Annotated in this window: 25 protein-coding genes and 1 pseudogene; 11 read left to right on the top strand and 15 right to left on the bottom strand. The window is 71.8% G+C overall.

Annotated features, from left to right (window positions below):
- The first annotated feature begins 3 nt into the window (after positions 1-3).
- Both ABZ135_RS24105 and ABZ135_RS24100 read left to right on the top strand, forming a co-directional pair.
- Positions 4-333, top strand: coding sequence for a hypothetical protein (locus ABZ135_RS24105; protein ID WP_356698306.1), 330 nt, complete (start codon positions 4-6; stop codon positions 331-333).
- Between the two features lie 607 nt (positions 334-940).
- A complete protein-coding gene (locus ABZ135_RS24100; RefSeq protein ID WP_356698305.1) occupies positions 941-1,204 on the top strand; it encodes a hypothetical protein in 264 nt (87 codons plus the stop codon).
- A gap of 14 nt (positions 1,205-1,218) precedes the next feature.
- On the opposite strand, the pseudogene ABZ135_RS24095 reads toward ABZ135_RS24100, so the two are convergent.
- From ABZ135_RS24095 to ABZ135_RS24065, 7 genes and pseudogenes are all read right to left on the bottom strand, one after another.
- Positions 1,219-2,084, bottom strand: a pseudogene (locus ABZ135_RS24095) (IS5 family transposase).
- 31 nt (positions 2,085-2,115) lie between these two features.
- Positions 2,116-2,700, bottom strand: a complete 585-nt coding sequence (locus tag ABZ135_RS24090; RefSeq protein ID WP_356698304.1) for a S1 RNA-binding domain-containing protein — start codon at positions 2,698-2,700, stop codon at positions 2,116-2,118.
- Positions 2,701-2,801: 101 nt separating this feature from the next.
- The gene (locus ABZ135_RS24085) at positions 2,802-4,037 is read right to left on the bottom strand and encodes an amidohydrolase (RefSeq protein WP_356698303.1); all 1,236 of its coding nucleotides are present in this window, start codon (positions 4,035-4,037) and stop codon (positions 2,802-2,804) included.
- 116 nt (positions 4,038-4,153) lie between these two features.
- A complete protein-coding gene (locus ABZ135_RS24080) occupies positions 4,154-5,251 on the bottom strand; it encodes a hypothetical protein (RefSeq protein WP_356698302.1) in 1,098 nt (365 codons plus the stop codon).
- A complete protein-coding gene (locus tag ABZ135_RS24075; protein WP_356698301.1) occupies positions 5,248-6,144 on the bottom strand; it encodes an N-acetylneuraminate synthase family protein in 897 nt (298 codons plus the stop codon). The genes ABZ135_RS24080 and ABZ135_RS24075 overlap by 4 nt, the downstream gene beginning before the upstream one ends.
- A gap of 14 nt (positions 6,145-6,158) precedes the next feature.
- On the bottom strand, positions 6,159-7,349 hold the full coding sequence (locus tag ABZ135_RS24070) for an acylneuraminate cytidylyltransferase (RefSeq protein WP_356698300.1): 1,191 nt from the start codon (positions 7,347-7,349) through the stop codon (positions 6,159-6,161).
- Positions 7,349-8,695 (bottom strand): DUF6716 putative glycosyltransferase, encoded by a 1,347-nt coding sequence (locus ABZ135_RS24065; protein ID WP_356698299.1) that lies wholly within the window; start codon positions 8,693-8,695, stop codon positions 7,349-7,351. The genes ABZ135_RS24070 and ABZ135_RS24065 overlap by 1 nt, the downstream gene beginning before the upstream one ends.
- Before the next feature lie 199 nt (positions 8,696-8,894).
- Here ABZ135_RS24065 and ABZ135_RS24060 point away from each other — a divergent pair, with 199 nt between their 5' ends.
- Both ABZ135_RS24060 and ABZ135_RS24055 read left to right on the top strand, forming a co-directional pair.
- Positions 8,895-9,890: a glycosyltransferase family 2 protein gene (locus tag ABZ135_RS24060; protein ID WP_356698298.1), complete on the top strand. Its 996-nt coding sequence runs from the start codon at positions 8,895-8,897 to the stop codon at positions 9,888-9,890.
- Entirely contained in the window at positions 9,887-11,221 is a 1,335-nt protein-coding gene (locus ABZ135_RS24055; protein ID WP_356698297.1) for an alpha-2,8-polysialyltransferase family protein, read from the top strand. Before ABZ135_RS24060 ends, ABZ135_RS24055 begins: the two co-directional genes overlap by 4 nt.
- Before the next feature lie 16 nt (positions 11,222-11,237).
- On the opposite strand, the gene ABZ135_RS24050 is transcribed toward ABZ135_RS24055, so the two are convergent.
- The 3 genes from ABZ135_RS24050 to ABZ135_RS24040 are packed head-to-tail and all read right to left on the bottom strand — an operon-like array spanning position 11,238 to position 14,378.
- Positions 11,238-12,059 carry a MerR family transcriptional regulator gene (locus ABZ135_RS24050; protein ID WP_356698296.1) on the bottom strand — a complete coding sequence of 274 codons (822 nt, stop codon included), beginning with the start codon at positions 12,057-12,059 and terminating at the stop codon, positions 11,238-11,240.
- A gap of 37 nt (positions 12,060-12,096) precedes the next feature.
- Complete coding sequence (gene leuE / locus ABZ135_RS24045; RefSeq protein WP_356698295.1) at positions 12,097-12,750, bottom strand: leucine efflux protein LeuE; 654 nt, start codon at positions 12,748-12,750, stop codon at positions 12,097-12,099.
- Positions 12,751-12,797: 47 nt separating this feature from the next.
- Entirely contained in the window at positions 12,798-14,378 is a 1,581-nt protein-coding gene (locus ABZ135_RS24040) for a methylmalonyl-CoA mutase family protein (RefSeq protein WP_356698294.1), read from the bottom strand.
- A gap of 226 nt (positions 14,379-14,604) precedes the next feature.
- On the opposite strand from ABZ135_RS24040, the gene ABZ135_RS24035 reads away from it, so the two are divergent.
- Positions 14,605-15,456, top strand: a complete 852-nt coding sequence (locus ABZ135_RS24035) for a L,D-transpeptidase family protein (RefSeq protein WP_356698293.1) — start codon at positions 14,605-14,607, stop codon at positions 15,454-15,456.
- 186 nt (positions 15,457-15,642) lie between these two features.
- Here ABZ135_RS24035 and ABZ135_RS24030 read toward each other — a convergent pair whose 3' ends face one another.
- Positions 15,643-16,713, bottom strand: coding sequence for a hypothetical protein (locus ABZ135_RS24030; RefSeq protein WP_356698292.1), 1,071 nt, complete (start codon positions 16,711-16,713; stop codon positions 15,643-15,645).
- Complete coding sequence (locus ABZ135_RS24025) at positions 16,713-17,402, bottom strand: RNA polymerase sigma factor (RefSeq protein ID WP_356698347.1); 690 nt, start codon at positions 17,400-17,402, stop codon at positions 16,713-16,715. The genes ABZ135_RS24030 and ABZ135_RS24025 overlap by 1 nt, the downstream gene beginning before the upstream one ends.
- A gap of 358 nt (positions 17,403-17,760) precedes the next feature.
- Here ABZ135_RS24025 and ABZ135_RS24020 point away from each other — a divergent pair, with 358 nt between their 5' ends.
- On the top strand, positions 17,761-18,537 hold the full coding sequence (locus ABZ135_RS24020) for a Clp protease N-terminal domain-containing protein (RefSeq protein ID WP_356698291.1): 777 nt from the start codon (positions 17,761-17,763) through the stop codon (positions 18,535-18,537).
- A gap of 45 nt (positions 18,538-18,582) precedes the next feature.
- On the opposite strand, the gene ABZ135_RS24015 is transcribed toward ABZ135_RS24020, so the two are convergent.
- From ABZ135_RS24015 to ABZ135_RS24005, 3 genes are all read right to left on the bottom strand, one after another.
- Positions 18,583-19,113, bottom strand: a complete 531-nt coding sequence (locus tag ABZ135_RS24015; protein WP_356698290.1) for a hypothetical protein — start codon at positions 19,111-19,113, stop codon at positions 18,583-18,585.
- 68 nt (positions 19,114-19,181) lie between these two features.
- Entirely contained in the window at positions 19,182-19,826 is a 645-nt protein-coding gene (locus ABZ135_RS24010; RefSeq protein ID WP_356698289.1) for a DUF4328 domain-containing protein, read from the bottom strand.
- A gap of 152 nt (positions 19,827-19,978) precedes the next feature.
- Positions 19,979-21,619 (bottom strand): glycoside hydrolase family 20 protein, encoded by a 1,641-nt coding sequence (locus ABZ135_RS24005; protein WP_356698288.1) that lies wholly within the window; start codon positions 21,617-21,619, stop codon positions 19,979-19,981.
- A gap of 239 nt (positions 21,620-21,858) precedes the next feature.
- Between ABZ135_RS24005 and ABZ135_RS24000 the strand changes: the two genes are divergently transcribed.
- The 5 genes from ABZ135_RS24000 to ABZ135_RS23980 all read left to right on the top strand — a co-directional run bounded on the left by ABZ135_RS24000 (position 21,859) and on the right by ABZ135_RS23980 (position 25,991).
- The gene (locus ABZ135_RS24000) at positions 21,859-22,398 is read left to right on the top strand and encodes a 2-oxo-4-hydroxy-4-carboxy-5-ureidoimidazoline decarboxylase (protein WP_356698287.1); all 540 of its coding nucleotides are present in this window, start codon (positions 21,859-21,861) and stop codon (positions 22,396-22,398) included.
- Between the two features lie 192 nt (positions 22,399-22,590).
- Positions 22,591-22,971, top strand: a complete 381-nt coding sequence (gene sdhC, locus ABZ135_RS23995; protein ID WP_356698286.1) for a succinate dehydrogenase, cytochrome b556 subunit — start codon at positions 22,591-22,593, stop codon at positions 22,969-22,971.
- 8 nt (positions 22,972-22,979) lie between these two features.
- A complete protein-coding gene (locus tag ABZ135_RS23990; RefSeq protein ID WP_356698285.1) occupies positions 22,980-23,453 on the top strand; it encodes a succinate dehydrogenase hydrophobic membrane anchor subunit in 474 nt (157 codons plus the stop codon).
- Between the two features lie 25 nt (positions 23,454-23,478).
- The gene (gene sdhA / locus ABZ135_RS23985; protein WP_356698284.1) at positions 23,479-25,233 is read left to right on the top strand and encodes a succinate dehydrogenase flavoprotein subunit; all 1,755 of its coding nucleotides are present in this window, start codon (positions 23,479-23,481) and stop codon (positions 25,231-25,233) included.
- Positions 25,233-25,991 (top strand): succinate dehydrogenase iron-sulfur subunit, encoded by a 759-nt coding sequence (locus ABZ135_RS23980; protein ID WP_352079839.1) that lies wholly within the window; start codon positions 25,233-25,235, stop codon positions 25,989-25,991. The genes sdhA and ABZ135_RS23980 overlap by 1 nt, the downstream gene beginning before the upstream one ends.
- The last annotated feature ends 64 nt before the right edge of the window (positions 25,992-26,055 follow it).

Here is a 26,055-nt window from a genome sequence, read left to right as displayed (position 1 = left end):
ACCTTGAAGAAGACACTCACGGCCACTCTTGGACTCGCACTCGCCACAGGGTCCCTGATCGCAGCACCCTCCGCGTCCGCCGCCTCCAGCAGCGTCGACTGCGAGGTGTGGAAGTCGAGCACGGCCCCGTACACCGGATACGCGAAGTGCACGGGCATGCTTCCCTACCCGCTCGAGGGCGCGAGGGTGAAGGTCATCTGTATCGATCCGCGCGGAAGCAAGTGGACCGTCTACGGCAGCACGCAGGGGAACGGGAAGACTTCGAGCGCCAAGTGCTCCGACAATCCGAGCGTCGGAATCTACAAGGTCGGCGTGGAACGAATCCGCCTCTGACAGCCCGGGCGAAATGCAGGAGGTGGAACGGGGCGACGTCGTCGCGACTTCGCCCCGACAGCCAGGGTTGTGAAATCGCCGATCGTTCCATTCGAATCAGGTGCCATGCTCGGTGGCATCGAGGAGGGCTCCATGTCCAGGTTCACCCGAACAGTCCTCGCGGGGCTCGTCGCGACAGGTAGCTGGCTGGCGCTCGCCGTGCCCGCCGCGGTCGCGGCGCCGGCGTCCGCGACCGCGACCGCGCCTCAGCATGATTGCCGCACGGGGAAGACGACCGGACCACCCTCCCGGGGCGTTGCGTACTGCACCGGCACCCCTTGGCACAGGGTGAAGGTTCGCTGTGTGGATCCCCGAGGATCGCAGTGGTACGCGCACGGCCCCTGGATGCGCTCCGGTCAGTCATCGAGCGTGCAGTGCTCGGCCAATCCCAACGTAGGCATCCTCCGCGTCTTCGCAGAGGTTCGGTCCACTTACCCGGGCCCGTAGATCGGCCTGAGCCGAGGTGACGCCGACAGGACGAGCTGTCCCTGGCCGCAAGAGGCCGGGACAGCTCGTCCTCACGTCTAGGAGCTGTCCGGCCGATCATGCTGCTCGTTAGTGTGCTTGCGTGGCGAAGACGAGCGTGAGCAACGAGACGGACAGCCTGCTCTGCCTGTGGGTGGAGCCTTGGGGAACCGATCACTGGATGCGTCCGGGTGAGGAGTTCACCGTTGTGACGCAGACAGCACCCGAGGAATCCCCGTTCAACATCGTGGTTCACAGCCAGGGCATCACGGTGTGGGTGAACTCCGCCAACGATTCTGAGGTTTTCGACAAGAACGGCAATCCGGCTCCATGCGGGCATCAGCGTCCCGCCGACGAGGCGCTCTGAGGACCGACTCCAGCTCAGGCACGGAGCCAGATGACGAGGGATGCCGCTGTGGCGGTGCCGAGGAAGACGTAGCCCCGCTTGTCGTAGCGAGTGGCAACCGCCCGAAACTGCTTCAGGCGGTTGATCGCCCGCTCGACGGTGTTTCGCTTCCTGTAGCGGTCCTCATCGAAGCCGGGCGGCCGGACACCGCGTGCGCCCTTGCGCAGGCGGGCCGCCTGGCTGTCGGTCTTCTCCGGGATAGTGTGTCGAATTCCCCGCCGTCGCAAGTACTCGCGGATGGGACCGTTGCTGTAAGCCTTGTCGGCCGCGAGGCTGTCCGGCTTCTTGCGCGGCCGTCCCAGGCCAGGTCCGGGCACCCGGATCGGGCGGCAACGGCCGTCCGCGCTCAGGTGAAGCTTGCTGGTGAACCCGCCCCGCGAGCGGCCCAGGCCCTCGCTTCCAGCACCACCTCCACCAGGCGGGCGACGAGACTGTGCCACGGCGTCTCGTCCTGGTGTTCCACTCCTGCGGCCCCCTTTGATCCCGGGGCTGGAGGCGGGTCGGTGCGGGCGCCGGCCGCGTGCTGATGCGCGCGGACGATGGTGGAGTCGACTGAGATGTCCCAGTCGATCTCTCCGGCGGCGTCGGCCGCGGCCTGGACCTGCTGGAGCAAGCGTTCCCAGGTGCCATCGGCCGACCACAGGCGGTGGCGTTCGTAGACGGTCTTCCACGGCCCGAACCGTTCGGGCAGATCACGCCACTGCACCCCGGTCCGCACCCGATGCAGAATCCCATCGATCACCTGCCGATGATCCCGCCACCTGCCACAACGCCCATTGCTCACCGGCAGGAACGGCCGCAGCCGTTCCCACTCAGCATCACTCAGATCACCCCGCCCCATGCTCGCATCAACGGCTGGAGCACGCTGGCCGTCACGTGGCCGGCACGACACCTTCGCGCTGGGCGTTCTTCGGCCTGGAAAGACGGATTCGGCGGGTCGGCAGGTCGATTTCCGTGACGATGACGGTGATCTCCTCTCCGGCCTCCAAGTCCTCCACCGGACTCACCGCGGGCCGACCGTCGATCTCTCTGGAGGGGATCAGCCCGACGATCCCGTCTCCGAGCTCGACGAAGACGCCGATGGGAACGGTCTTCTCCACCGTCCCGCAAATTTCCTGACCCACCGGCGTACGGTCGGCGAACGCCCGCAGGGGGTCAGGCTCCAGCGCCTTCAAGGACAGTCTGGCCTCCAGGTTGTAGGTGTCGAACTGGAGGAACTCGCACGAGACCCGCTGGCCTACGTGAACGACATCGGTGGGGGCGCCTATGTGCCGCCAGGACAGTTCGGGGATGACGATGAACCCAACACCGGGGAAGAGCGGATGGGCAGGTCCGTCGTCCAGGGCCACGAAGACCCCGAACCGCTCGATCGCCGCAACGGTGCCAGACAAGATGTCGCCACGGTGCAAGGTCTCCAAAAACGCCCAAAGTTCCGGGCTCTCAAACTGCCAATCCATACCGTCACCCTGACACACGACATCGCGGGCCGACCATGAGCTCGACAGACTGAAGCCCCGCCGTGCCCCATCAACCGGAACCATGATCGGCCGGACAAGTCCTAGACGGCCGGGGCGGAGGCGTCGAGGAGCGCCGCTCCCGTGAAGAGCTCCACGCCCACCGCGATGGCCCGCTCGTCCACGTCGAAATCACCCGCGTGCAGGTCGCGCACCCGGGTGTCGCCGGGCGTGCGGACGCCGAGGCGGGCCATGGCGCCGGGGACGTGCTCCAGGTACCAGGAGAAGTCCTCGCCGCCGAGGGACTGCTCGGTGTCCTCGATGGCGTACGGCCCGCGGCGGACGGACATCGCGTCGCGGAGCAGCTCGGTGATCACCGGGTCGTTGACGACCGGGGGGACGCCGCGGACGTAGTTCACCGTCGACTTGGCCCGGTGCAGGTTGGCGATCTCGTCGATGGCCGCGTGCACCATGTCGGGCGCCTCGCGCCAGGCGGGGAGGTCCAGGCAGCGGACGGTGCCGGAGAGCTCGGCGTGCTGCGGGATGACGTTGGGGGCGTGGCCGGCCTCGATGCGGCCCCAGGTGACCGAGAGGCCCGATCGGGCGTCGATCCGGCGGGCGAGCACGGCGGGGACGTCGGTGGCGATCCGGGCGGCGGCCGTGACCAGGTCGGTGGTCAGGTGCGGGCGCGCGGTGTGGCCGCCGGGGCCGTCGAGGGTGACCTCCAGGCGGTCGCAGGCGGAGGTGATGGGACCGGGGCGCAGGCCGATCTTCCCGGCGTCGACCTTGGGGTCGCAGTGTACGGCGATGATCCGGCCGACGCCGTCGAGGACACCGGCGGCGACGGCGTCGGCCGCGCCGCCGGGCAGCACCTCCTCGGCGGGCTGGAAGACCAGCCGTACGGCCGCGGGCAGCCGGCCCTGGCGGTCGAGCTCGGCCAGGACCAGACCGGCGCCGAGGGCGGCGGTGGTGTGCACGTCGTGGCCACAGGCGTGGGCCCGGTCGGGCTCGGCGGAGCGGTAGGCGACGGTCTTGGTGTCGGGGATGGGCAGCGCGTCGAGGTCGGCGCGGATCGCCAGCATGGGCCGTCCACGGTCCCAGGTGCCGATGTCGCACACGAGTCCCGTCCCGCCGGGGAGCACCTTCGGGCGCAGCCCGGCCGCCTCGAGGCGGGCCTTGAGCACGGCGGTGGTTCGGAACTCCTGGTTGCCGAGCTCGGGGTGCATGTGCAGGTCCCTGCGGAACGCGATCAGCTCGGTGCGCAGGGGTTCGGACAGCGTTCCGGGCAGCGCTGCGGGCGCCACGTCGGAGCCGGGCTCACGGGACTTCAACTGGTTCACCTTTTGAAGGGTAGGCCCCCCGGAAGATCAACTGGCCCTTGATCACGAAAACTTCAGCCCGATAGGGGATAGAAATCTTGTTTCACAGGCATGACGGTCACCCTGTGTGGGTACGCCTACCCGAATTCGAGCCTTTCAGTACGGGTGGCGGTGCCGGCGACTCCGGCGAGGAAGCCCTGGGCGCGGGGTGAGGCGTTCGCCCGCAGCCACTCCGGGGCGATCTCGCAGACCGCGACCTTCACGCCGGTGCCGGCGAGGGCCAGCGGCAGGGTGTGCACGACCGTGGACGGGAAGCTGACCACGGTGCGGCCGATGGGGCCGCGGCGGGCGATCAGCTCCAGCGGCAGATCGGGGCGGACCACCTCCAGGCCGGTCTCGACGGCGATCCGGTGCAGCTTCTCGGTGCTCTCGCGGCGGTGGGCGAAGTAGCGGGTGGCGCCGTGGGTGCGGGCCAGGGCGGTGACGGCCCGCAGATACTCGTCGGGGTCGACGACCCCGGTCTCCACCAGGGAGGTGCCGACGAGGTCGGCGCCGCGGGTCAGCCGGGGCGGGCCGAAGCGGGACCGGGTCCAGGAGAAGTCGTTGACCAGGACCGTGGTGCCCGGCGGCGGCTCGACCGGCAGCGAGGTGAAGATCTCCACGGTGCGGCGGCGGCCGGGCGCGAGCTTGCGGCGGGCCAGCGAGGTCACCGGGGCGAGGACCAGCTCGCGCGGCCCCCGGCTGCCCCGCCGGTGCCAGCGCACCAGACGCTCGCCGCGCGCGAGCTGCGCGGCGAACTCCATGGTGGCGGTGCCGTCGTCGACGACGGTCACCCGGCGGGGGCCGAAGAGGGTGAGCAGGAGCTGGACGTACCGCGAGAACGGATCCCCGACGATCACCCGCTCGGCCGTCCGCAGCGGCCCGGCGAGCTCGCGCAGGGTCCGCGCGACGGCCCCCTTCCCCTGCCGGGCGTCCTGCCACTTCACGGTGATCCCCTCCTCCCGGGCCAGTTGCGCCATGCGCCGCAACTGGCCTCGGGACATGGGGTCGGTGGGCGACAGGACGACGACGGTCAGCCCGGCGGTCCCGGGGCCCGGCGCGGGGTCGCGGCGGGCGGGCTGCGGGGGGACGGCGTGGAGGGGGCGGGGGGTGTCGTGGAGGGCCGTGGCATGGGCCCATTCCAGGACGTTCAGGAGCTGGACCGGGCTCTCGACGAACGCCAGCCGGCCGGTCATGCGGCGACGAGCCCCTGGACCCGGCGGAGCTTCTTCATGGGGCCGAGCTCCGACTCGTAGACCTTCTTCACGCCGTCGCCGAGCGCGGTCTCGATGGTGCGGATGTCGCGGACCAGGCGCGTCAGGCCCTGCGGCTCGACGGAGGCGGCCTGGTCGGAGCCCCACATGGCGCGGTCGAGGGTGATGTGGCGCTCGACGAAGACGGCGCCGAGGGCGACGGCGGCCAGGGTGGTCTGGAGGCCGGTCTCGTGGCCGGAGTAGCCGATCGGGACGTTGGGGTACTCCTCCTGGAGCGTCTGGATGACGCGCAGGTTGAGCTCCTCGGCCTTGGCCGGGTAGGTGGAGGTGGCGTGGCAGAGCAGGATGTTGTCGCTGCCGAGGACCTCGACGGCGTGCCGGATCTGCTTCGGCGTCGACATGCCGGTGGAGAGGATGACGGTGCGGCCGGTGGCGCGCAGTTCGCGCAGCAGCTCGTCGTCGGTGAGGGAGGCGGAGGCCACCTTGTGGGCGGGGACGTCGAACTTCTCCAGGAAGGCGACGGCCTCGGTGTCCCACGGGGAGGCGAACCAGTCGATGCCGCGCTTCCTGCAGTGCGCGTCGATGGCGCGGTAGTCGTCCTCGCCGAACTCGACGCGGTGGCGGTAGTCGATGTAGGTCATCCGGCCCCAGGGGGTGTCGCGCTCGATGTCCCACTGGTCGCGCGGGGTGCAGATCTCGGGCGTGCGCTTCTGGAACTTGACGGCGTCGCAGCCGGCCTCGGCGGCGGCGTCGATGAGCGCGAAGGCGTTCTGCAGGTCGCCGTTGTGGTTGATGCCGATCTCGCCGGTGATGTAGACGGGCCGGCCCGGGCCCGCGGTCTTGCTGCCGAGGGTGCGGAGGCGGGTGTCGCTCATGGTTCGGGGGTTCCTTACGCGTCGGGGGTGTGGAGCTCGGGTCCGAGGAGCCAGGCGGCGATCTCGCGGATCGCTCCGGAGCCGCCGGGGGTGTGGGTCACCGCGCGGGCGGCGGCCCGTACGGAGTCGTGGGCGCTGCCCACCGCGACGGGCCAGCCGACGAGGTGGAAGCAGGGCAGGTCGTTGACGTCGTTGCCGGCGTAGAGCACGCGCTGCGGGTCGACGCCCCGCTCGTCGCACCACTGCTTGAGGGCGAGGTCCTTGCGGTCCACGCCGTGGAGCACGGGGACGCGGAGCTTGCGGGCGCGGGCGGCGACGACGGGGTTCTGTTCGGTGGAGAGGATCAGGAGCGGGACACCGGCCCGGCGCAGGGCGGCGATGCCGAGGCCGTCGCCGCGGTGCACGGAGACGAACTCGCGTCCGTCGGCGTCGATGTGGACCCGGTCGTCGGTCTGGGTGCCGTCGAAGTCGAGGACCACGGCGTCGACGTCGTCGAGGGTGGGGGTGGCCGGGGTGTCGAGCAGCGGGGCGAGCGCGCGGGCCCGGGCGAGGTCGTGCGGGTCGTCGATCTCCAGGACGCGGGCCGGGTCGGTGACGACGAGCGCGGTGCGGCCGAAGAAGCGGTGGCCGTGGGTGCGGAAGCCGTCGGCGGCCATGGCGTAGACGGCGCCGGTCTCCAGGTACTCGGGCGCGCGGTCCTGCCGGCGGGGGCGGTGGGCCTTGTCGTGGTTGACGCCGGTGGCGCCGCCGGCGTCCTCGGGGTCCTCCCGCCACAGGAAGCCGTGGCTGGGGGCGGCGGTGAAGGCCGTGTCGGCCACGCCCGAGACGATCCTCGCGGCGGTCGCGTCGACCTCCTCCGCGGTGAGGAAGGGGCTGGTGCACTGGACGAGGAGGACCACGTCGACGGTGCGGCCCGAGGTGGCCTCGAAGGCGTCCAAGGCGTGCCGGACGGCGGATTCGCTGGTGGCGGTGTCGCCGGAGAGCTCGGCGGGGCGCTGGACGGCCTGCGCGCCGAAGGCGCGGGCGGCGGCCGCGATGCCGGGGTCGTCGGTGGAGACGACGACGTCGGTGACGCGCGGGGCGCCGAGGCAGGCCCGGACCGCGCGGCCCACCAGGGGGACGCCCGCCACGGCGGCGAGGTTCTTGGCGGGGACGCCCTTGGAGCCGCCCCGGGCCGGGATCACGGCGAGTACGGTCGTCGGCATCACAGTTCTCCCAGGCGGCGGATGACGGGGGCCACGCGCTGCACGCCGTGGCGGTAGGCGCCGCGCGCCGCCTCGCGGACGATCCGGCGCACCCCGCTCTCGCGGGGCTCGGGCGCGGTGACGTCGAGGCGGTGGCGGGCGAGGACGCCGGGCAGGTATCCGCCGGCGGTCTCGGCCGTGTAGTACGGGGCGATGGGCGGCAGCGCGGGACCGGCGAGGAGCTCGGCGACCCGGGCGCGGGCCGCGTCGAAGGCCCGCTCGTACGGGACCGTCCCCGGCCCGCCGACGCCGACGCCCTGCCGGGACAGCCACTCCTCGTCGGGCCGCGGTACGGCGCCCTGATCGAGGCGGTCGAAGGAGGTGAGCAGCCCCGAGCCGAGGAAGTGGTGGTTGCCGAGCGCCTCGCGCACCCCGAGGTCGGTGAGGATCGCGGTGGGGATCCTCCGGTGGAGCGCTTCGAGCGCGGCCGTGGAGGAGACGGTGACCAGCAGGTCGGTGCGGTCCAGGACCTCGCCCATGTGCCCGTAGACGAGCCGGAAGTTGGGCGGCACGGGCAGGTCGCGCACCAGCTTCTGGTACGGGAACTCCTCCAGGTGCGTGGTGTGTTCGCCCGGCTTGGAGCGCAGCTTGAGCAGCACCTCGCGGCCCGGGTGGCGCCGGGCGTGCTCGACGAGCCGGCGCAGCACGTAGCCGCGTTCGGCCCGGGTGACGGGCACGGACGGCTGGGCGGCGAAGACCAGGGTGTCGCGGCCGGCCTCGGGGGTGTGCGGGGCGCCGCCCAGGAAGGGCAGGGCGGCCTCGACCACGGCGCCCGGGTCGGCGCCGACGCCCTCGTAGACGGCGCGGAACCGCTCGGCGTCGTGGCGGGAGTTGGCGAGGACGACATCGGCGCCGTGGCGCAGCAGCAGTCCGTCGGCGAGCTTCTCGTAGACGACGCCGACATAGCCGGTGACGATCACCGGGCGGCGGTCCAGGCCGAGTTCGGCCAGGCCCTGGAGCAGGGCGCGGACGGTGCCGCCGACCAGGGCGAGCACGATCACGTCGTAGCCCTCGCCGCGGGCCGCGGCGTCGCGTACCTCACGCAGGAACTCCGTCCCCGTCACCTCGCGCGGGGCGGTGGCGGACACCCCGGTCTCGGCGAGCTGGCGGGCGGTGGGGGTGGCACGGCCGCGCAGGACGAATCCGGTCGGGGTCGTCTCCCGGGACTCACCGGATTCCCCGGATTCCGCGGATTCACGGGGTTCCCCGGGGGTGATTCTGCGGGCGGTGAGCACGCCCCATTTCCACCGGGTGTCGGAATCGGCGAGTACGGCGACGCGCGCCGCTCGTTCGGTACGTGATGGCACGTCGAGGACGCTAGGAGGGCCGGGGGATTGGCGGCCCAACTGGGCCACAACAAATGGTTAACAGCACCATGACGCATTGCGGGAAACGGACAGAAAGGGGACCGGATCCGGGGTGGTTAAGGGGCCCGCCGCTTCGTGTTCACCGGGCATCCCCTTGTCGGTCAGGACGAATGCCGGGGCGGCGCCTAGCGTCGCCTCCGTGGTCAAGCTCTCCGTCGTCGTGCCGTTCTTCAACGTGCAGACATACGCCCCCGACGCCCTTCGAAGCCTGCGCGCGAACGCCCGTGAGGACTTCGAGTTCCTGCTGGTCGACGACTGTTCGACGGACGGGACCGCGGAGCTCCTGGAACGGGCCGAGCGGGAGATCCCGGGGGCCCGGCTGATCCGGCACCCGCGCAACGAGGGGCTCGCGACCGCCCGCAACACCGGCCTGGACGCGGCCCGCGGCACCTATCTGGCGTTCCTGGACGGGGACGACTGGCTCTCCCCCGGCTTCTACGCGGGCCTGGTCGCGCGCATGGACGAGCTGGGCTGCGACTTCCTGCGCACCGACCACGTCCGGGTGACCGGCCGGACCAGGTCGGTGCGGCGGGCGCCGGTGGGGCGGCGCCTGGAGGTGCTGCGGCCGCGGGACGCGATCCTGCCGGCCGACCGGACGACCTCGGTGGACTACCCGTACGCCTGGGCCGGGATGTACCACCGGCGGCTCCTCGACCGGGGGCTGCTGCACTTCCCGCACGGGCTGCGGACGGCGGAGGACCGGCCGTGGATCTGGCGGCTGCACCGGGAGGCCGAGTCCTTCGCCGTCACCGGCGATCTCGGAATCTTCTACCGGCGCGGAGTCGCCACCTCGCTCACCCAGATCGGCGATGTCCGGCAGCTCGATTTCATTCGCGCTTTCGACCAGGTGATCGAGGAGACGAAGAAAGATCCGGACGCGGAACGACTTCTCCCGAAGGCCGTCCGCACCTATTGCGCGGTGATTTCCCACCACATCGGGAACATGGCCAAATTCGAACCCGCGGTCGGACGGGAATTGCGGGCGCTGAGCGCCGGCGCGCTGCGCCGCATGCCCGGGGACGTCCTCGCGCAGGCGCTGGCCGCCATGGGCGAGGACCGGGCAGGCCCGCTGCGCCGGCTCAAGCGCCGCCGCCCCGCCCCCGCACCGGCCCCCCTGGAGACGAACGCCGCATGAGCACCACCACGACCGGCACCACCCAGATCTTCTACGCCTCCACCCTGTACGGGGCGGCCACCGTGGCCGCGGCCCTGGACAGCGGCTGCTTCCGCCCCGCCGGACGGCGCCTGCTGCTCGTGTCCACCAACGCGGCGGTGCCCGAGACCACCACCCCCGTGCACGCGATGCCCGGCTTCGAGCGGCTGCGCGGCCGGTTCGACGCCGTCCTCGACTGGAACGAGACGATCGAACCGCTCCACCCGGGCGGCTGGACCCCCCGGCCGGACGACCTGCCCCTGCTCCAGCGGCATCTGCGGCGGCTGTGGGACCTCGGCACGGACCGGATCGAACTCGTCGTGGAGTCCCTCCAAGTCGCCCCGGCCCTGACGATCGCCCAGCTCCTCCCGGACGCGTCGATCGACGTGTACGCGGACGGGCTGATGAGCTACGGCCCGACCCGCAACAAGATCGACCCGCTGGTCGGCGAGCGGGTGCGCCGGCTGCTGCACCTGGATCTGGTGCCGGGGCTCGAGCCGCTGCTGCTCGCCGAGTTCGGGGCCGTCGCGGAGACCGTGCCGACGGAGGCGTTCACCAAGGTCGTCGAGGAGCTGTCGGGCCCCCAGGCCGCGGAGCCCTCCTCGGGCGAGGCCCCCGCCCTGCTGCTCGGCCAGTACCTGGCGGCGCTCTCCCTCCTGACCCCCGCCGAGGAGGCGGACCTGCACCTGCGGATGGTCCGCGGCGCGGTCGCCCGCGGCCACCGCCGGCTCGTCTTCAAGCCGCATCCCACGGCCCCCGACGCCTGGTCCCGGGCGCTCGTCCGGGAGGCGGAGGCGCTCGGCGCCGAACTGACCGTCCTGGACCGGCCGGTGCTCGCCGAGGTGCTCTACCGGGAACTGCGGCCCGCGCTCGTGGTGGGCTGCTTCTCCACGGCGCTGTTCACGGCGAGCGCGTTCTACGGGATCCAGACCGCCCGGGTCGGCACCCGCCCGCTGCTCGCCCGGCTCACGCCGTACCAGAACAGCAACCGGGTGCCGGTGGCGCTCGCCGACGCGCTCGTGCCCGACCTGGAGGGCGGCGACGGGTGGGCGGCGCCGGGGACGGCGGAGCTCGCGGGCCTGGTCGCCGCGGTCGGCTTCGCGATGCAGCCGAGGATCCGGCCGGACCTGCGGGAGGCGGCCGTACGGCACCTGTCCGGGCCGCTCGCGGCGGCCACCCGGCACCACTTCACCCGCCGCCGCCTCACCTCCCTGGGCCTCCCCGGCGGCCTGCCGGTCCCCCGCCACCCGGGCCTGCGCCGCCTGGCCCGCCGCGCCCTGAGACTGAAGCGGCGGGCCCTGGGCGGCCGGTGAAGCCCCGGGCCGGCGGCTACGGGCGGGTGACCGGCTCCTGGAGCTCGGTCACCCAGCGGCTCGTGTCCTCGGGGCACTCCAGATACAGCTCACGGGCGTAGCCGGCGGACACGTAGCCGTTGGTGTCGATCCAGCCCGCCAGGGTCTGGGCGGTCGGCAGGATGCCGTCCATCGCCCCTCGGTGGACGACGGTGGCCGCCTCCTCGATCCCGGGCAGCACCCGCACCTCGACCCCCTCGGCCTCGGTGCCCTCCGGGACCGTCATCCCGGCGTGCACGACGACCGAACCGTCCCCCCTGCCCGCGTCCTCGTAGTACGCGATCCCCGGGCCGAAGCCGGTGACCCCGGCGGCCTCCAGGCGGCCGCACAGCTCCTCGTACAGCGGGCCGATGACGGGCGTGATGTCGGCCGGGCCGAAACTCGCGGCGATGCCGGTCAGCTCGGCGATCCGCACGGCCGGGATCCTCTTGACGACGACGTCCTGTGTGGACATGCGTCCCTCGCTCTCGATGGCTCGGAGCCGCGCACCGACCCGGGCGAGCCGCGCCCGCGCCTCCTCCAGGGCCGTCTCCAGCTCGGCCTGGCGCAGCCGCAGCATCCCGCGCAGCTCCTCCGCGCCGATCTCCTCGTCGAGGACGGCCCCCACCTGTTCCAGGGTGAAGCCGAGGTCCTTGAGCGCGATGACGCGGTTGAGCCGGGCGAGCTGGGCCGCCTCGTAGAAGCGGTAGCCGCTGTGCGGGTCGACATGGGCCGGGCGCAGCAGTCCGATGGCGTCGTAGTGGCGCAGCATGCGGACCGACACCCGCCCGTGCCGGGCGAAGTCTCCGATGGTGAACATGACGCCCCCTACGGAACGGCCTCACACGGTGTCAGGGTCAAGGACCCGCGAGCGAGAGCTTCGCGGCGAAGCCGAGGAAGAGGGCACCGGCGGCCGTGGTGGCCCCGGCCGACAGCCGCCTGCGGCGCCGGAAGGCGGCCGCGAGCCGCGTCCCGCCGAATATCAGGGTGGTGAGGTAGAGGAAGCTGCCGAGCTGGAGCAGGGTGCCGAGGACCAGGAAGGACAGCGCCGGGTAGGCGTAGGACGGGTCCACGAACTGCACGAAGAAGGAGATCAGGAAGAGGATCGCCTTGGGGTTGAACAGGCTGATGATCAGGGCACGCCGGTAGGGGTGCTCCGACGGGCCGGCCGGTGCCTCGGCGGACGTGTCCTCGACGGTCTCGTGCCGCGTGCGCCACATCGCCCACGCGGCCCGCAGCATCCCGTACGCCATCCAGGCCAGATAGCCGGCGCCCGCGTACTTCACGATCATGAACAGCAGGGGCGTGGTCTGGAGCAGCGAGGCCGCGCCGAGGGCGGCGAGCGTCATGAGGACCGCGTCGCCGGTGAACACCCCGGCGGCGGCCTGGTATCCGGTCCGGGTGCCCTTGCGGGCGGCGACGGACAGCACGTACAGCGAGTTCGGCCCCGGCAGGAGGATGATGAGGACGAGCCCGGCGAGATAGGTCGGCAGATCGGTGACACCCAGCATGGAGCGGAGTGTCGCACGGGGGTACGACACTCCGCTGTGACCTGCGTCTAGAAGGCGTCGGTCGGGACGTAGGTGCCCCAGACCTCCCGCAGCGCGTTGCAGACCTCGCCGACGGTGGCGCGGGCCTTGAGCGCGTCCTTCATCGGGTAGAGCACGTTGTCCGTGCCCTCCGCGGCCTTCTTCAGCTCCGCGAGCGCCGCGTCCACGGCCGCCTGGTCCCGCTCGGCGCGCAGCTTGGCGAGGCGCTCGGCCTGCTGGGCCTCGATCGCCGGGTCGACCCGCAGCGGCTCGTAGGGCTCCTCGACGTCGATGGTGTAGCGGTTGACGCCGACGACGACCCGCTCGCCGGAGTCGGTCTCCTGCGCGATCCGGTAGGCGGAGCGCTCGATCTCGTTCTTCTGGAAGCCGCGCTCGATCGCGTTGACCGCGCCGCCCAGCTCCTCCACCTTGGCCATCAGCTCCAGGGCGGCGGCCTCGACGTCGTCGGTCATCTTCTCGACCACGTAACTGCCGGCGAACGGGTCGACGGTGGCGGTGACGTCGGTCTCGTAGGCGAGGACCTGCTGGGTGCGCAGCGCCAGGCGGGCCGACTTGTCCGTCGGCAGGGCGATGGCCTCGTCGAAGGAGTTGGTGTGCAGCGACTGGGTGCCGCCGAGGACGGCCGCGAGGCCCTGGACGGCGACGCGGACCAGGTTGACCTCGGGCTGCTGGGCGGTGAGCTGCACGCCGGCGGTCTGGGTGTGGAAGCGGAGCATCAGCGACTTGGGGTTCTTGGCGCCGAACTCCTCCTTCATCACCCGCGCCCAGATCCGGCGGGCCGCCCGGAACTTGGCGACCTCCTCCAGAATGGTGGTGCGGGCCACGAAGAAGAAGGACAGCCGCGGCGCGAAGTCGTCCACGTCCATGCCGGCGGCGACCGCGGTGCGGACGTACTCGATGCCGTCGGCCAGGGTGAACGCGATCTCCTGCGCGGGCGAGGCGCCCGCCTCGGCCATGTGGTAGCCGGAGATCGAGATCGTGTTCCACTTCGGGATCTCGGCCTTGCAGTACTTGAAGATGTCGGCGATCAGCCGCAGCGACGGCTTGGGCGGGAAGATGTACGTGCCGCGGGCGATGTACTCCTTCAGCACGTCGTTCTGGATCGTGCCGGTCAGCTTGTCCGCCGGGACGCCCTGCTCCTCGCCGACGAGTTGGTACAGCAGGAGCAGCAGGGAGGCGGGGGCGTTGATCGTCATCGACGTGGACACCTTGTCCAGCGGGATGCCGTCGAAGAGCACCCGCATGTCGTCGATCGAGTCGATCGCCACGCCCACCTTGCCGACCTCGCCGTGCGCGATCGGGGCGTCCGAGTCGTGGCCCATCTGCGTGGGCAGGTCGAAGGCGACCGACAGGCCCATGGTGCCGTTGTCGATCAGTTGCTTGTAGCGGGCGTTGGACTCCACGGCGGTGCCGAAGCCGGCGTACTGGCGCATGGTCCAGGGCCGGCCGGTGTACATCGACGGGTACACGCCGCGCGTGAACGGGTACGCCCCCGGCTCCCCCAGCTTCTCGGCCGGGTCCCATCCCTCCAGGGCGTCCGGTCCGTAGACCGGCTCGATGGGCAGCCCCGACTCCGACTCGCGCGCCATGTGTTGTGCCTCCCGATAGACCTGCTGCTCACTGCTTGCTGCTCGAAGACCGCTACTGAGCGGTACCCGCCCTCGCTGCGGACTGTAGCGGCGGGCGTGCGGCCGGGTGGAGAGCAGCACGCTGGGACCTTCCTCACAGCATGCCCGTCTCGTTTCGGTCACGTGCGCAACCGGGCGGGGGCGGCGGGCATCCCTCCGTACACACGTGATTTCCCGGGGGGCACCGATGAAGCGTTCGTCCGTCATACGCAGAGCAGTCCTGGCCGTCGCGGCCGTGACCCTGGCCGCGGGCTGTGTGCCCGAGGCCGCGGGCTCCGGCGGCACCCGTACCGCGCCGCCGTCCACGGGGTCCACCGCACCGTCCACGGGCGCCACCGCGCCGTCGCCGACGCCGTCCTCGGCCGCGCCGACCGGTGACGACAAGCCGTCGTCGCCCGCGCCGACGGCGAGGGTCCTGATGGACGACGGCGACGAGAGCGCGCGGGTGCGCGAGCTCCAGGCCCGGCTGCGGCAGCTCGGCCACTTCGACCGGGCGCCCACCGGCTTCTACGGGACGATGACCGGCGGCGCGGTGAGGGCCTTCCAGAAGAAGCGGGAGCTGCCGCGGACCGGCTCGGTCGACGAGGTCACCTGGCGGAAGCTGCTCGCCGCGACGCGCGAGCCGACCGCCGACGAGCTGCGTCCCGCGACCACCAACAAGCTGGACAAGCCCGACGCGCGCTGCATGACCGGCCGGGTGATGTGCATCAGCAAGGAGAGCCGGACGCTGGCGTGGATGATCGACGGCAAGGTCGTGTCGTCGTTCGACGTGCGGTTCGGTTCGGAGAACACCCCGACCCGTGAGGGCGAGTTCAAGGTCGAGTGGAAGGCCCGGGACTGGACCTCGACGATCTACCACACGCCGATGCCGTACGCGATGTTCTTCAGCCGCGGCCAGGCGGTGCACTACTCGTCGGACTTCGCGGCCCGCGGCTACAACGGGGCCTCGCACGGCTGCGTCAACGTGCGGGACAAGGGGAAGCTGGCGGTGCTGTTCGACCAGGTGAAGGTGGGCGACAAGGTCGTCGTGCACTGGTAGGCCCGCGAGGAGGAGAAAGGGGCGCGGGTGGGACCGGGGGAACGTGTCCCACCCGCGCCGGTGCGCCGAGCCGAAGGTACGGGGGGAACCCCGGCTCCGTGCGCTCGCCGATGACCAGTCGGCTCATTCAGTACAGCGTCGGCGGGTCGAAAAGTGTCACACCCGTCTTGCGGCGCTCTTGCCGCGCTATGAACGGGAGCGGTCCTTGCCGTGCGTGCCGGCTCCTTCGGGGCCGCCGCCGGCTCCTTCGGCGCCGCCCCTGGAGCCGCCGGCTCCGCCCTCGCGGTTCCGGTCGCCTCGGTCGTCCTTGTCGTCGCCGTCGGCGTCGCCCGACTCCGTGCCACCGCTGCCGGAGCCGCTTCCCGAGCCGCTGCCGGGGCTTCCGCCGGGGACGCCGCTGGTGCCGGAGGTCCGTCCGGTGGAGACGGGCGGCTGCGTCGCGCCGGTGGACGGCGCGCCGGCCAGGACCCGCTCGCAGTACCGCTTCACGGTCTCGCCGCTCCTGAGGGATCCGGCGATCCGCTGCCGGCCGCTGTCGGTGAGCCGGCCCGCGCGGTAGTCCTTGCACGCCTCGACGATCCGCTTGTCCCGGAGCGCGCCGCCCTGGTCCGGGCCGGCCGTGCCGCCGTCCGGGCCGGTGGTGGCTCCGGCGGTGTCGCCGGGCCCGGGCGCGGTGGTGGACGGGCCGTCGGTGGGCCCGGGGGTGCCGGTCCGCCCGTCGCGGTCGGCCGGCACGCCGGGTACGTCGGTGCCGTCGCCGGTGCCGTCGCCAGGCGAGCCGGAGACGGTGGGCGCGGTGGTGTCGGCGGCCGTGACCGAGCGCCCGGGGGCGGGTTCGGAGGTCAGCGGCAGCATGCCCGTACCGGCGGCGACGGCGACTCCGCCGACCGTGACGGCGGCGAGCGCGGCGGCGATCCCGTACCGCAGGGAGCGTCCCCAGCGGCGGCCGGTGAGGACGGGGGCGATGCGGACGGCGCCGAGGTCGGCGGGGGCGCTCCGGCCCGCGGATCCGGGTGCGGCGGCCGTGGCGGCCGTCGCGCGCTCGGCGACGGCCTTGCGGAAGGCGGCGAGGGCGGCGGCCTCGCCGGGGAGTTCGCCGTCCATGGCGGCGGCCGTCGGCGTACGGGCCGTGTCGAGGGCGCGCGCGAGGAGTTCGGCCTGCGCGCGGGACGCGTCGTCGACGGGGTCGACCGGCTCGCCGCGCAGCAGCCGCTCCGCGGCCTCCTGGTCGAGCCACTGGTACCGCTCGTCGGCCATCACATGTCCTTCTGCGTCCGCGCGTGCGATTGCGTCACACCGCCGGGCGTCGCGGCCCCGGCCCGGCGACCGCGCTGCGGGGGTACGCCGTCGAGCGGGGCGTCGCCGTCGGGACCGCCGTCGGGGTCGTCGCCGTGCCCGGCCGTGCCGAGGAGTTCGGCGAGCTTCTTGAGGCCCCGATGGGCGGCGGTGCGGACCGCGCCGGGGCGCTTGCCGAGGGTGTCGGCGGCGCTCTTGGCGTCCAGGCCGACGACGACCCGCAGGACGACGGCCTCGGCCTGGTCCTGCGGAAGCTGGGCGATGAGGTGCATGGTGCGGCCGGTGGCCAGGGCTTCCAGGGCCTCGCCCGCGGTGTCGGAGTCGGCGGGCTTGTCGGTGAGCTCGGTCTCGTCGCCGCCGACGGCGGGCCGGCGGCCGCGCATCCGGATGTGGTCGAGGGCGCGGTTGCGGGCGATGCGGGCGGCCCAGCCGCGGAAGCGGTCGGCGTCGCCGCTGAAGCGGTCGAGGTCGCGCGCGATCTGCAGCCAGCTCTCGGAGGCGACGTCCTCGGCGTCGGCCTCGCCGACCAGCGTGCGCAGGTAGCCGAGGAGCCGTGGATGCACCGCGCGATACACGGTGCGGAAGGCGTCCTCGTCGCCGTTCTGCGCGGCGAGCACTGCGGCCGTCAGCTCCGCCTCGTCCCCCAGCACTCCCCACACCTGTTCGTCGTCGCGCTCATCGCGGCTGGTCGTCACCGCCACGCCGCCCGGGCGCAGCAGAACGCTACGTCCTTTTCGGGCGCCGCGTCCACGCGGGTCCGGTTCTTTGTACAACTCGAAAGTTCGCGCGGTGCGAGCGGGGTGTGACAGAAAACGCACGCACGGCGCTGTTAGGAGTACGGGGCCGTCCTGCGGCTCCGCGGACGACGACCGGGGCCTCTCCTGTGGGGGGTGGCGGCCCCGGTCGTCTTCCTTTTCGGGCACCTGGTGACGAGGTGCCCTTTTTCTTTGCCCGTTCACTGTCAACCAACGGTTGACAGTGAGGGACTGTCAACCTAGGGTTGCACTCATGACGACTCCCCTCGGCATGACCCACCCCGTGCGACTCGACGACCTGATCGAAGCGATCAAGAAGTCCCACGCGGACGCCCTCGACCAACTGTCCGGCGCGGTCATCGCGGCGGACCACCTCGGCGAGGTCGCCGACCACCTCATCGGCCACTTCGTGGACCAGGCCCGGCGGGCCGGCGCCTCCTGGACCGACATCGGCAAGAGCATGGGCGTCACCCGGCAGGCCGCCCAGAAGCGCTTCGTCCCCAAGGACGACAAGGAGGCGGACGCGGCGAAGACCGACCCGAACGCCGGCTTCAGCCGCTTCACCCCCCGGGCCAGGAACGTCGTGATGGCGGCGCAGAACGAGGCGTCCGCCGCCCGCAACGACAAGACGGTCCCCGCCCACCTCGCGCTCGGCCTGCTCGCCGAACCCGAGGGGCTCGCGGCCGTGTGGATCGGCCGGCAGGGCGTCACCCCGGACCGGATCCGCGAGGCGGTCACCCCGACGCTGCCGCCGGCCGCCGCCGAGGTGCCCGCGCTCATCCCGTACGACGCCGACGCCAAGAAGGTCCTGGAGCTCACCTTCCGCGAGGCCCTGCGCCTCGGTCACACCTGGGTCGGCACCGAGCACATCCTGCTCGCCCTGCTCGAGTTCGAGGCCGGCGACGGCCCACTCACGGGCCTCGGCCTCGACAAGGCGCGGGCCGAGCGGGAGATCGCCGAGGCGATCGCCTCCCTGCGCATCGAGGAGCCGGCGTCCCAGACCGAGCCGGAAACGGAGCCGGGGGCCTGAGCAGGCCGGGGGCGGCGCCCCAACCGGCGGCCCCGCCCCCGGCGCTCAGGCGGTCCGGGCGCGGCGGGAGACCACCGCGCGCAGGACGCGGCCGCCCTCGGTGGACAGGTCCCGGGCCCGGCGCAGGCCGGTCGGGCCGTGGGCGGCGGCCTCCAGGACGGCCTGCTGGCGGCGGAGTTCGCCCGCGTGGAGCGGGCCCGCCTCGGTCGTGTCGTACAGGCGGTGCACGGCGAGCGCGACCGCGGAGCATCGCTCCGCCCAGTCCCGCAGCGGCTCCTCGGCCCACGCGGCGGGCATGCCGTCCAGCATCGCGCGCACCATGGTGACGACGCCGCCGGCGTCCGCCTCCCCGCCGCCCGCGCCCTCCAGCTCGACCCGCGCCTTCGCGACCGCCTCGGCCCAGGCCGCGTCCTCGCCGCGCGCCACCGCCGCCCACACGGGCCGCAGCACCTCGGCGCGCTCCGGCGCGAGGAGCGGCAGACACCGGTCCAGGCAGGCGAGCCCGGCGGCCGCGAGTCCCCGCGCGTCGGCACGGTCGATCAGTTCCTGCAGGCTCGTGCTCGTCACGGACGTCATGGACGCCTCCTCGCCAGCGATGCGGACGCAGTACTTCCACTACTGCGCCGTACGGCGCGTTTTCGTCACTACGCGGCCGGAATCATGCCAGTGGCCTTCACGTGCTGCATAGAGGTGAGGCGGCGGACGACGAGGATCGCGAGGACGGCGGCGATGATGTTCAGCAGGAAGCCGGTGAGGGACCACCAGGTCGCCGTGGTCCAGGCCGAAACGGTGTCCGCGTCGCCGTAGAGCGTCGTGGCGATCCGGTCCACCACCGTGCCGGTCACCCAGACGGTCCACCAGCCGTTCAGGAGCGTCAGCTCACGGGCGCCGTCGGCCTCATACGGGTCCGGGCGGCTCGCCCGCCAGATCTCGACGGCGATCCCCCGCGGGATCCACAAGTTCGCGATCGGGACGAACCAGCCGCCGATGGCCCAGCCCGGGCCGCGGCTCGGCACGTCGGGGGCCCAGACCCCGGCGTTCTGCCGCAGCCGGTGGAACCAGACGATGAAGACGATTCCGGTCGCCACGAACAGCGTGAACGCCATGCTGTAGGCGACGTTCAGGTCGACGGGGCCGAACACGGCGGCGTCGAAGGAGTACGGGTTGTCGGCGAGCAGACCGCGCACGTCGATCAGGGCGAGCAGGGCGTCGAAGGCGATGTTGCCCCCGAGCAGGGCGACGACGGCGTACGACAGACCGTTCGGATTGCGGAGCACGACGGAACTCATGGCGATGTGGACCCCCCGGATGAACGGCGTCCCCTCTCCGGGAGCGCCGGGCGCCCGCACGGCCGCCGAGCCCGGGACCGTACGCGGCCCGGCATGCGCATGTCCATCGGATAAGGCGGCGGCCCCGGCCCGGGCAGCGGGGGCGTGCCCGCTCAGCGCACCCGGTTCGCCAGGGACCGGAACTCCGCCCAGCTCAGGGTCGGTTTCCGGGCGTCCCACAGCTTCTGGGCCGTCGCCGTCAGCGGCATCCGGATGCCGTCCGCCACCTGGGCCTGGGTCTGCGAGCCCGCCAGGTCGCACCAGACGGCGAACACGCCGCCGAGGATCTGCGGGTCGTAGCGGGCCGGGACCGCGGTCGTGCCGCGCACGACGAGCGGGGTCCACTCCTGGTAGATGCGGCGGCCGGTCGGATACGTGAACTGGTTGGGCTGGCCGAGGACGTAGTAGAGGTACTCGTCGTTGTAATTGATCATCCTGCGGCCGGCGCTCAGGTACGAGGTCGGTGTCCGGGCGCCGATCTCCTTGCCCGTCCAGTAGGCGACCTGGATGTCCCGGTCGGCGCTCACCACCCCGCCGGTGAAGAAGCCGTCGTTCCAGGCCCGCAGCTCCTTGCCGGTCGGCCGGACCACGGCCGCGCGGTCGTTGAGCCAGCCGGTCGCCAGGTCCTGGACCCGGCCGGAGGCGCCGTACTTCGCGGTGGCGGCGCGGGCGAGCTGGGGATAGGTCGCCTCGGGGTTCTGCGACATGAGGGCCACGTACTCGTCGGCGCCCAGGTGCCAGTAGCGGCCCGGGAAGAGCCCCGCGTACTCGCGCAGCAGCTCGTCGACGATCTTCGCGGCGGCCGGCTTCGAGATGTCGAGAGCCCCGCGCGGCGTGCGCCCGGTGGCGCTGACGAGCTGGAGCTCGGGATGGGCGGCGATGACCGCGCCGAGGTGTCCGGGCGAGTCGATCTCGGGGACCACCGTGATGTGCAGGCTCGCCGCCAGGGCGACGATCCGCCGGACCTCGGCCTTGCTGAGGTGCTGGGCGGAGACCACCTCGGGGTGGCTGTCGGAGGCGATGCGGAAGCCCTGGTCGTCGGAGAAGTGCAGACCGAGCTGGTTGAGCTTGAGGTCGGCCATCTCGCGCAGCCGGGCCTCGATCCAGCCGGCGGTGAAGTGCTTGCGGGCGATGTCGACCATCAGTCCCCGCTGCGGCTTCGCCGGGGCGTCGGTGACCACGCCCTCCGGCATCGTGCCGGCCGACCTGACGGACTGCTTGAGCGTCCGGGTGCCGTAGAAGACACCGGCCTGGTCGGGCCCGGTGATGCGGACCCCGCCGCCGCGGACGGTGAGGGTGTACGACTCGGCCGCGCCCCGCCCGCCGAGGGCGAGGCTCACGTCGCCGGGCCGGGCGGCCGCGGTGCCCCGGTAGCGGACCTTCAGCTCCCCCGCGATCAGCCGGGCCTCGTCGGCGAGGGCCCGCTCGTCCTTCGCGGCGACGACGACACCGGTGTCCGGTCCCGGCTTCCAGCCCGGGCCGCGGGCCGCCGTGTGGTTCCGGACGGCCGGGATCACCTGGGGCGCGGTGGACAGCGGATGGACCGTCGTCGGGCTCGGTGTCGGGGTCGGCGTCGGGCTCGGGGGCGGCGCCGCCGTGGTGGTCGCCGCGCCGGACGGGGAGCTCCCGGTGGGGGCGGAGACGGCCGGCGGAGCGGACGGAGATCCGTCGGAACAGGCCGCCACGGTGACCAGTGCCACCGCGGCCGCCATCAGTGCGGGGCCCCGGCGGGGCCCTCGTATGGAGTACCGCATCACTCGGAATCCTCCCTCATCGGGTGAACAACGGCATCCCGGGGTTTTCCGGCACTTCCGTCCACCCCTGCGACGAAACCCACTCGTCCAGGTGAAATTCGCGCATCCGTCGGACACTTCCCCCGTCCCGCCGATAGCGTGGCGTCACATCCACCCCATCGCTTCCGCATGGCTCGCGCCCTTCGCCTCCGGAGTCCCCGCTGACCAGCGACACCCACGCCGCCTCCTGCCGGACCCCGATGCCCCCCGCCATACCTGCCCAGCAGGGCACCGCCCGGCACCTCGGCGCCCCCTCCGGCGCCTCCGGCACCTCCGGCCTGTCCGGCCTCGCGCGCTTCAACGCGGCCCCGGCCTCCGTCGCCCAGCACCTGCTGCTCGACTGCTGCGGCAGCCGCCGTTGGGCCGAACGGGTGGCCGCGCACCGGCCGTATCCGACCCTCGACGCGCTGCTCGCCGCCGCCGACGAGGCCGGCTACGACCTGTCGGGCGCCGACCTCGCCGAGGCCCTGTCCCGCGAGACCGCGGCACTGCCCCACCCGGACGCGCCGCCGGCCGCCCGCACGGCGCTGCGGGCCGCCCTCGCCGCGTACGAGAGCGGCTTCGGACACGCCTTCGTGATCAGCCTGGACGGCGTCCCGGCCGGTGAGCGGCTCGACCGGGTCCTCGCGGGCATCCGGTCACGTCTCGGCAACGAAAGGGAGGAGGAACGGGTGATCGCGGCCGAGGAACTCCGCCGACTCGCCCGGACCCGGCTCACCCGTTCGATCGCCGCCTGGTGAGTTCGCCCGTAATGCGGCGATTCGGGGGCGAAAGATAGCCCGTCCGTGCCTGTTTGATCACACCTATGGACCCCGCGCGAGCGAACCGACAACTCGTCGCTACGATGACCGGGGCCGGTGGACCGTACCCGGCCGGGCCTGACCGACAGAGAAGCCGGCCGGCCCCGATCCCCGCTCCCGGAGGGTTTTTCCGTGCCGGCTGGAACGCTGTACCGCGGCCGGGAAGGAATGTGGTCCTGGGTGGCTCACCGAGTCACCGGCGTCCTCATCTTCTTCTTCCTGTTCGTACACGTGCTGGACACCGCTCTCGTCCGCGTCTCCCCCGAGGCGTACGACGAGGTCGTCGCGACCTACAAGACGCCGATCGTCGCTCTGCTGGAGTACGGCCTCGTCGCCGCCATCCTCTTCCACGCGCTGAACGGTCTCCGTGTCATCGCCGTGGACTTCTGGTCCAAGGGCCCGCGCTACCAGAAGCAGATGCTCTGGACCGTCGTGGGCATCTGGGTCGTGTTGATGGCCTTCTCCATCTACCCGGTCCTCGGCCACGCCGCACGTGAACTGTTCGGGAGCTGACGCCAGACATGTCCGCTGACACCTCCACCACGATCGGTCCCGTCGAAGGCGCCGGCTACGACGTGGACAACCCGGCCCCGTACATCGAGGCCCCCCGCAAGCGCACGGGGAAGACCCCCCGGGCGACCCGCGGCAACTTCGAGATGGCCGCGTGGCTCTTCATGCGCCTGTCCGGTGTCGTCCTCGTCGTCCTGGTCCTCGGCCACCTGCTGATCCAGCTCTTCCTGGACGGCGGCGTCTCCAAGATCGGCTTCGCCTTCGTGGCCGGCCGCTGGGCGTCCCCGTTCTGGCAGGTCTGGGACCTGCTGATGCTGTGGCTCGCGATGCTGCACGGCGCCAACGGCCTCCGCACGGTCATCAACGACTACGCGGAGCGCGCCAACACGCGCCTGTGGCTCAAGGGCCTGCTGTACACCGCCACGGTGTTCACCATCCTTCTGGGCACGCTGGTGATCTTCACCTTCGACCCGAACATCCGCTAGGCACGGGGCTGAGGTAATCCACGTCATGAAGATCCACAAGTACGACACCGTCATCGTCGGCGCCGGCGGCGCCGGCATGCGCGCCGCCATCGAGGCGACGAAGCGCAGCCGCACCGCCGTGCTGACGAAGCTCTACCCCACCCGCTCCCACACGGGCGCCGCGCAGGGCGGCATGGCCGCCGCGCTGGCGAACGTGGAGGAGGACAACTGGGAGTGGCACACCTTCGACACGGTCAAGGGCGGTGACTACCTGGTCGACCAGGACGCCGCCGAGATCCTGGCGAAGGAGGCCATCGACGCCGTCCTCGACCTGGAGAAGATGGGCCTGCCGTTCAACCGGACCCCGGGCGGCACCATCGACCAGCGCCGCTTCGGCGGCCACTCCCGCAACCACGGCGAGGCCCCGGTCCGCCGGTCCTGCTACGCCGCGGACCGCACCGGTCACATGATCCTCCAGACGCTGTACCAGAACTGCGTCAAGGAGGGCGTGGAGTTCTTCAACGAGTTCTACGTCCTGGACCAGCTCATCACCGAGGTCGACGGCGTCAAGACGTCGGCCGGTGTGGTCGCCTACGAGCTGGCCACCGGCGAGATCCACGTCTTCCAGGCGAAGGCCGTGATCTACGCGTCCGGCGGCACCGGCAAGTTCTTCAAGGTGACGTCCAACGCCCACACCCTGACCGGTGACGGCCAGGCCGCCTGCTACCGCCGTGGCATCCCGCTGGAGGACATGGAGTTCTTCCAGTTCCACCCGACGGGCATCTGGCGCATGGGCATCCTGCTGACGGAGGGCGCCCGCGGTGAGGGCGGCATCCTCCGCAACAAGGACGGCGAGCGCTTCATGGAGAAGTACGCGCCGGTCATGAAGGACCTCGCGTCCCGTGACGTCGTCTCCCGCTCCATCTACACGGAGATCCGCGAGGGCCGCGGCTGTGGTCCCGAGGGCGACCACGTCTACCTGGACCTGACGCACCTCCCGCCGGAGCAGCTCGACGCCAAGCTGCCGGACATCACCGAGTTCGCCCGTACGTACCTCGGCATCGAGCCGTACACGGACCCGATCCCGATCCAGCCCACCGCGCACTACGCCATGGGCGGCATCCCGACCAACGTGATGGGTGAGGTCCTCGCGGACAACACCACCGTCGTGCCGGGTCTGTACGCGGCCGGCGAGGTCGCCTGTGTCTCCGTGCACGGCGCCAACCGCCTCGGCACCAACTCGCTGCTCGACATCAACGTCTTCGGCAAGCGCTCCGGCATCGCCGCCGCCGAGTACTCCGCCAAGGCCGACTACGTCGAGCTGCCGGAGAACCCCGCCTCCTTCGTGGCGGAGCAGATCGAGCGTCTGCGCAACTCCACGGGCAACGAGCGGGTCGCCGACCTGCGCCGTGAGCTCCAGGAGACGATGGACGCCAACGTGATGGTGTTCCGTACGGAGCAGACCATCAAGACGGCCGTCGAGAAGATCGCCGAGCTGCGCGAGCGCTACAAGAACGTGTCCATCCAGGACAAGGGCAAGCGCTTCAACACCGACCTCCTGGAGGCCATCGAGCTGGGCAACCTGCTCGACCTGGCCGAGGTCATGGCCGTCTCGGCCCTGGCGCGCAAGGAGTCCCGCGGCGGTCACTACCGCGAGGACTACCCGAACCGCGACGACGTCAACTTCATGCGCCACACCATGGCGTACCGCGAGGTCGGCGAGGACGGCTCCGAGACCGTCCGTCTCGACTACAAGCCGGTCGTCCAGACCCGCTACCAGCCGATGGAGCGTAAGTACTGATGGCTACCCCCGTACTGGACAAGGTGGAGAAGGACTCCGCCGCGTCCCCCTACATCACGGTCACCTTCCGCATCCGCCGCTTCAACCCGGAGATCTCGGACGCGGCGGTCTGGGAGGACTTCCAGATCGAGATCGACCCGAAGGAGCGCGTGCTCGACGGTCTCCACAAGATCAAGTGGGACCTGGACGGCACGCTGACCTTCCGCCGCTCCTGCGCGCACGGCATCTGCGGCTCGGACGCGATGCGGATCAACGGCAAGAACAGGCTCGCCTGCAAGACGCTGATCAAGGACATCAACCCCGAGAAGCCGATCACCATCGAGGCCATCAAGGGCCTGACGGTGATGAAGGACCTCGTGGTCGACATGGAGCCGTTCTTCCAGGCGTACCGGGACGTCATGCCGTTCCTGGTGACCAAGGGCAACGAGCCGACCCGCGAGCGCCTGCAGTCCGCCGAGGACCGCGAGCGCTTCGACGACACCACCAAGTGCATCCTGTGCGCCGCGTGCACGTCGTCCTGCCCGGTCTTCTGGAACGACGGCCAGTACTTCGGCCCGGCCGCGATCGTCAACGCGCACCGCTTCATCTTCGACAGCCGTGACGAGGCGGGCGAGCAGCGCCTGGAGATCCTGAACGACAAGGACGGCGTGTGGCGCTGCCGCACGACGTTCAACTGCACGGACGCCTGCCCGCGTGGCATCGAGGTCACGAAGGCGATCCAGGAAGTGAAGCGCGCGCTGATCACGCGTCGCTTCTGACACCCGGTCACCGCGGGGAAGCCCGCTTCTGTACGCTGCGACGTGCAGGAGCGGGCTTTTTCGT

The organism is Streptomyces sp. NPDC006339, from assembly GCF_040612775.1.
In the GTDB taxonomy this organism is placed as follows: Bacteria; Actinomycetota; Actinomycetes; order Streptomycetales; family Streptomycetaceae; genus Streptomyces.
Note: the sequence above shows the minus strand (reverse complement) of the source record. Positions and strands in the feature narration are given on the sequence as shown.

What these genes read in the sequence shown, in the direction of transcription:
- ABZ135_RS24005 (WP_356698288.1), bottom strand. Translation starts at nt 21,619, where the DNA reads ATGCGGTACTCCATACGAGGGCCCCGCCGGGGCCCCGCACTGATGGCG.
- ABZ135_RS24080 (WP_356698302.1), bottom strand. Translation starts at nt 5,251, where the DNA reads ATGACCGGCCGGCTGGCGTTCGTCGAGAGCCCGGTCCAGCTCCTGAAC.
- ABZ135_RS24000 (WP_356698287.1), top strand. Translation starts at nt 21,859, where the DNA reads ATGCCCCCCGCCATACCTGCCCAGCAGGGCACCGCCCGGCACCTCGGC.
- ABZ135_RS24055 (WP_356698297.1), top strand. Translation starts at nt 9,887, where the DNA reads ATGAGCACCACCACGACCGGCACCACCCAGATCTTCTACGCCTCCACC.
- ABZ135_RS24015 (WP_356698290.1), bottom strand. Translation starts at nt 19,113, where the DNA reads ATGACGTCCGTGACGAGCACGAGCCTGCAGGAACTGATCGACCGTGCC.
- sdhA (WP_356698284.1), top strand. Translation starts at nt 23,479, where the DNA reads ATGAAGATCCACAAGTACGACACCGTCATCGTCGGCGCCGGCGGCGCC.
- leuE (WP_356698295.1), bottom strand. Translation starts at nt 12,750, where the DNA reads ATGCTGGGTGTCACCGATCTGCCGACCTATCTCGCCGGGCTCGTCCTC.
- ABZ135_RS24075 (WP_356698301.1), bottom strand. Translation starts at nt 6,144, where the DNA reads ATGAGCGACACCCGCCTCCGCACCCTCGGCAGCAAGACCGCGGGCCCG.
- ABZ135_RS24070 (WP_356698300.1), bottom strand. Translation starts at nt 7,349, where the DNA reads ATGCCGACGACCGTACTCGCCGTGATCCCGGCCCGGGGCGGCTCCAAG.
- ABZ135_RS24030 (WP_356698292.1), bottom strand. Translation starts at nt 16,713, where the DNA reads ATGGCCGACGAGCGGTACCAGTGGCTCGACCAGGAGGCCGCGGAGCGG.
- ABZ135_RS23980 (WP_352079839.1), top strand. Translation starts at nt 25,233, where the DNA reads ATGGCTACCCCCGTACTGGACAAGGTGGAGAAGGACTCCGCCGCGTCC.
- ABZ135_RS24010 (WP_356698289.1), bottom strand. Translation starts at nt 19,826, where the DNA reads ATGAGTTCCGTCGTGCTCCGCAATCCGAACGGTCTGTCGTACGCCGTC.
- ABZ135_RS24040 (WP_356698294.1), bottom strand. Translation starts at nt 14,378, where the DNA reads ATGGCGCGCGAGTCGGAGTCGGGGCTGCCCATCGAGCCGGTCTACGGA.
- ABZ135_RS23990 (WP_356698285.1), top strand. Translation starts at nt 22,980, where the DNA reads ATGTCCGCTGACACCTCCACCACGATCGGTCCCGTCGAAGGCGCCGGC.
- ABZ135_RS24035 (WP_356698293.1), top strand. Translation starts at nt 14,605, where the DNA reads ATGAAGCGTTCGTCCGTCATACGCAGAGCAGTCCTGGCCGTCGCGGCC.
- ABZ135_RS24020 (WP_356698291.1), top strand. Translation starts at nt 17,761, where the DNA reads ATGACGACTCCCCTCGGCATGACCCACCCCGTGCGACTCGACGACCTG.
- ABZ135_RS24050 (WP_356698296.1), bottom strand. Translation starts at nt 12,059, where the DNA reads ATGTTCACCATCGGAGACTTCGCCCGGCACGGGCGGGTGTCGGTCCGC.
- ABZ135_RS24090 (WP_356698304.1), bottom strand. Translation starts at nt 2,700, where the DNA reads ATGGATTGGCAGTTTGAGAGCCCGGAACTTTGGGCGTTTTTGGAGACC.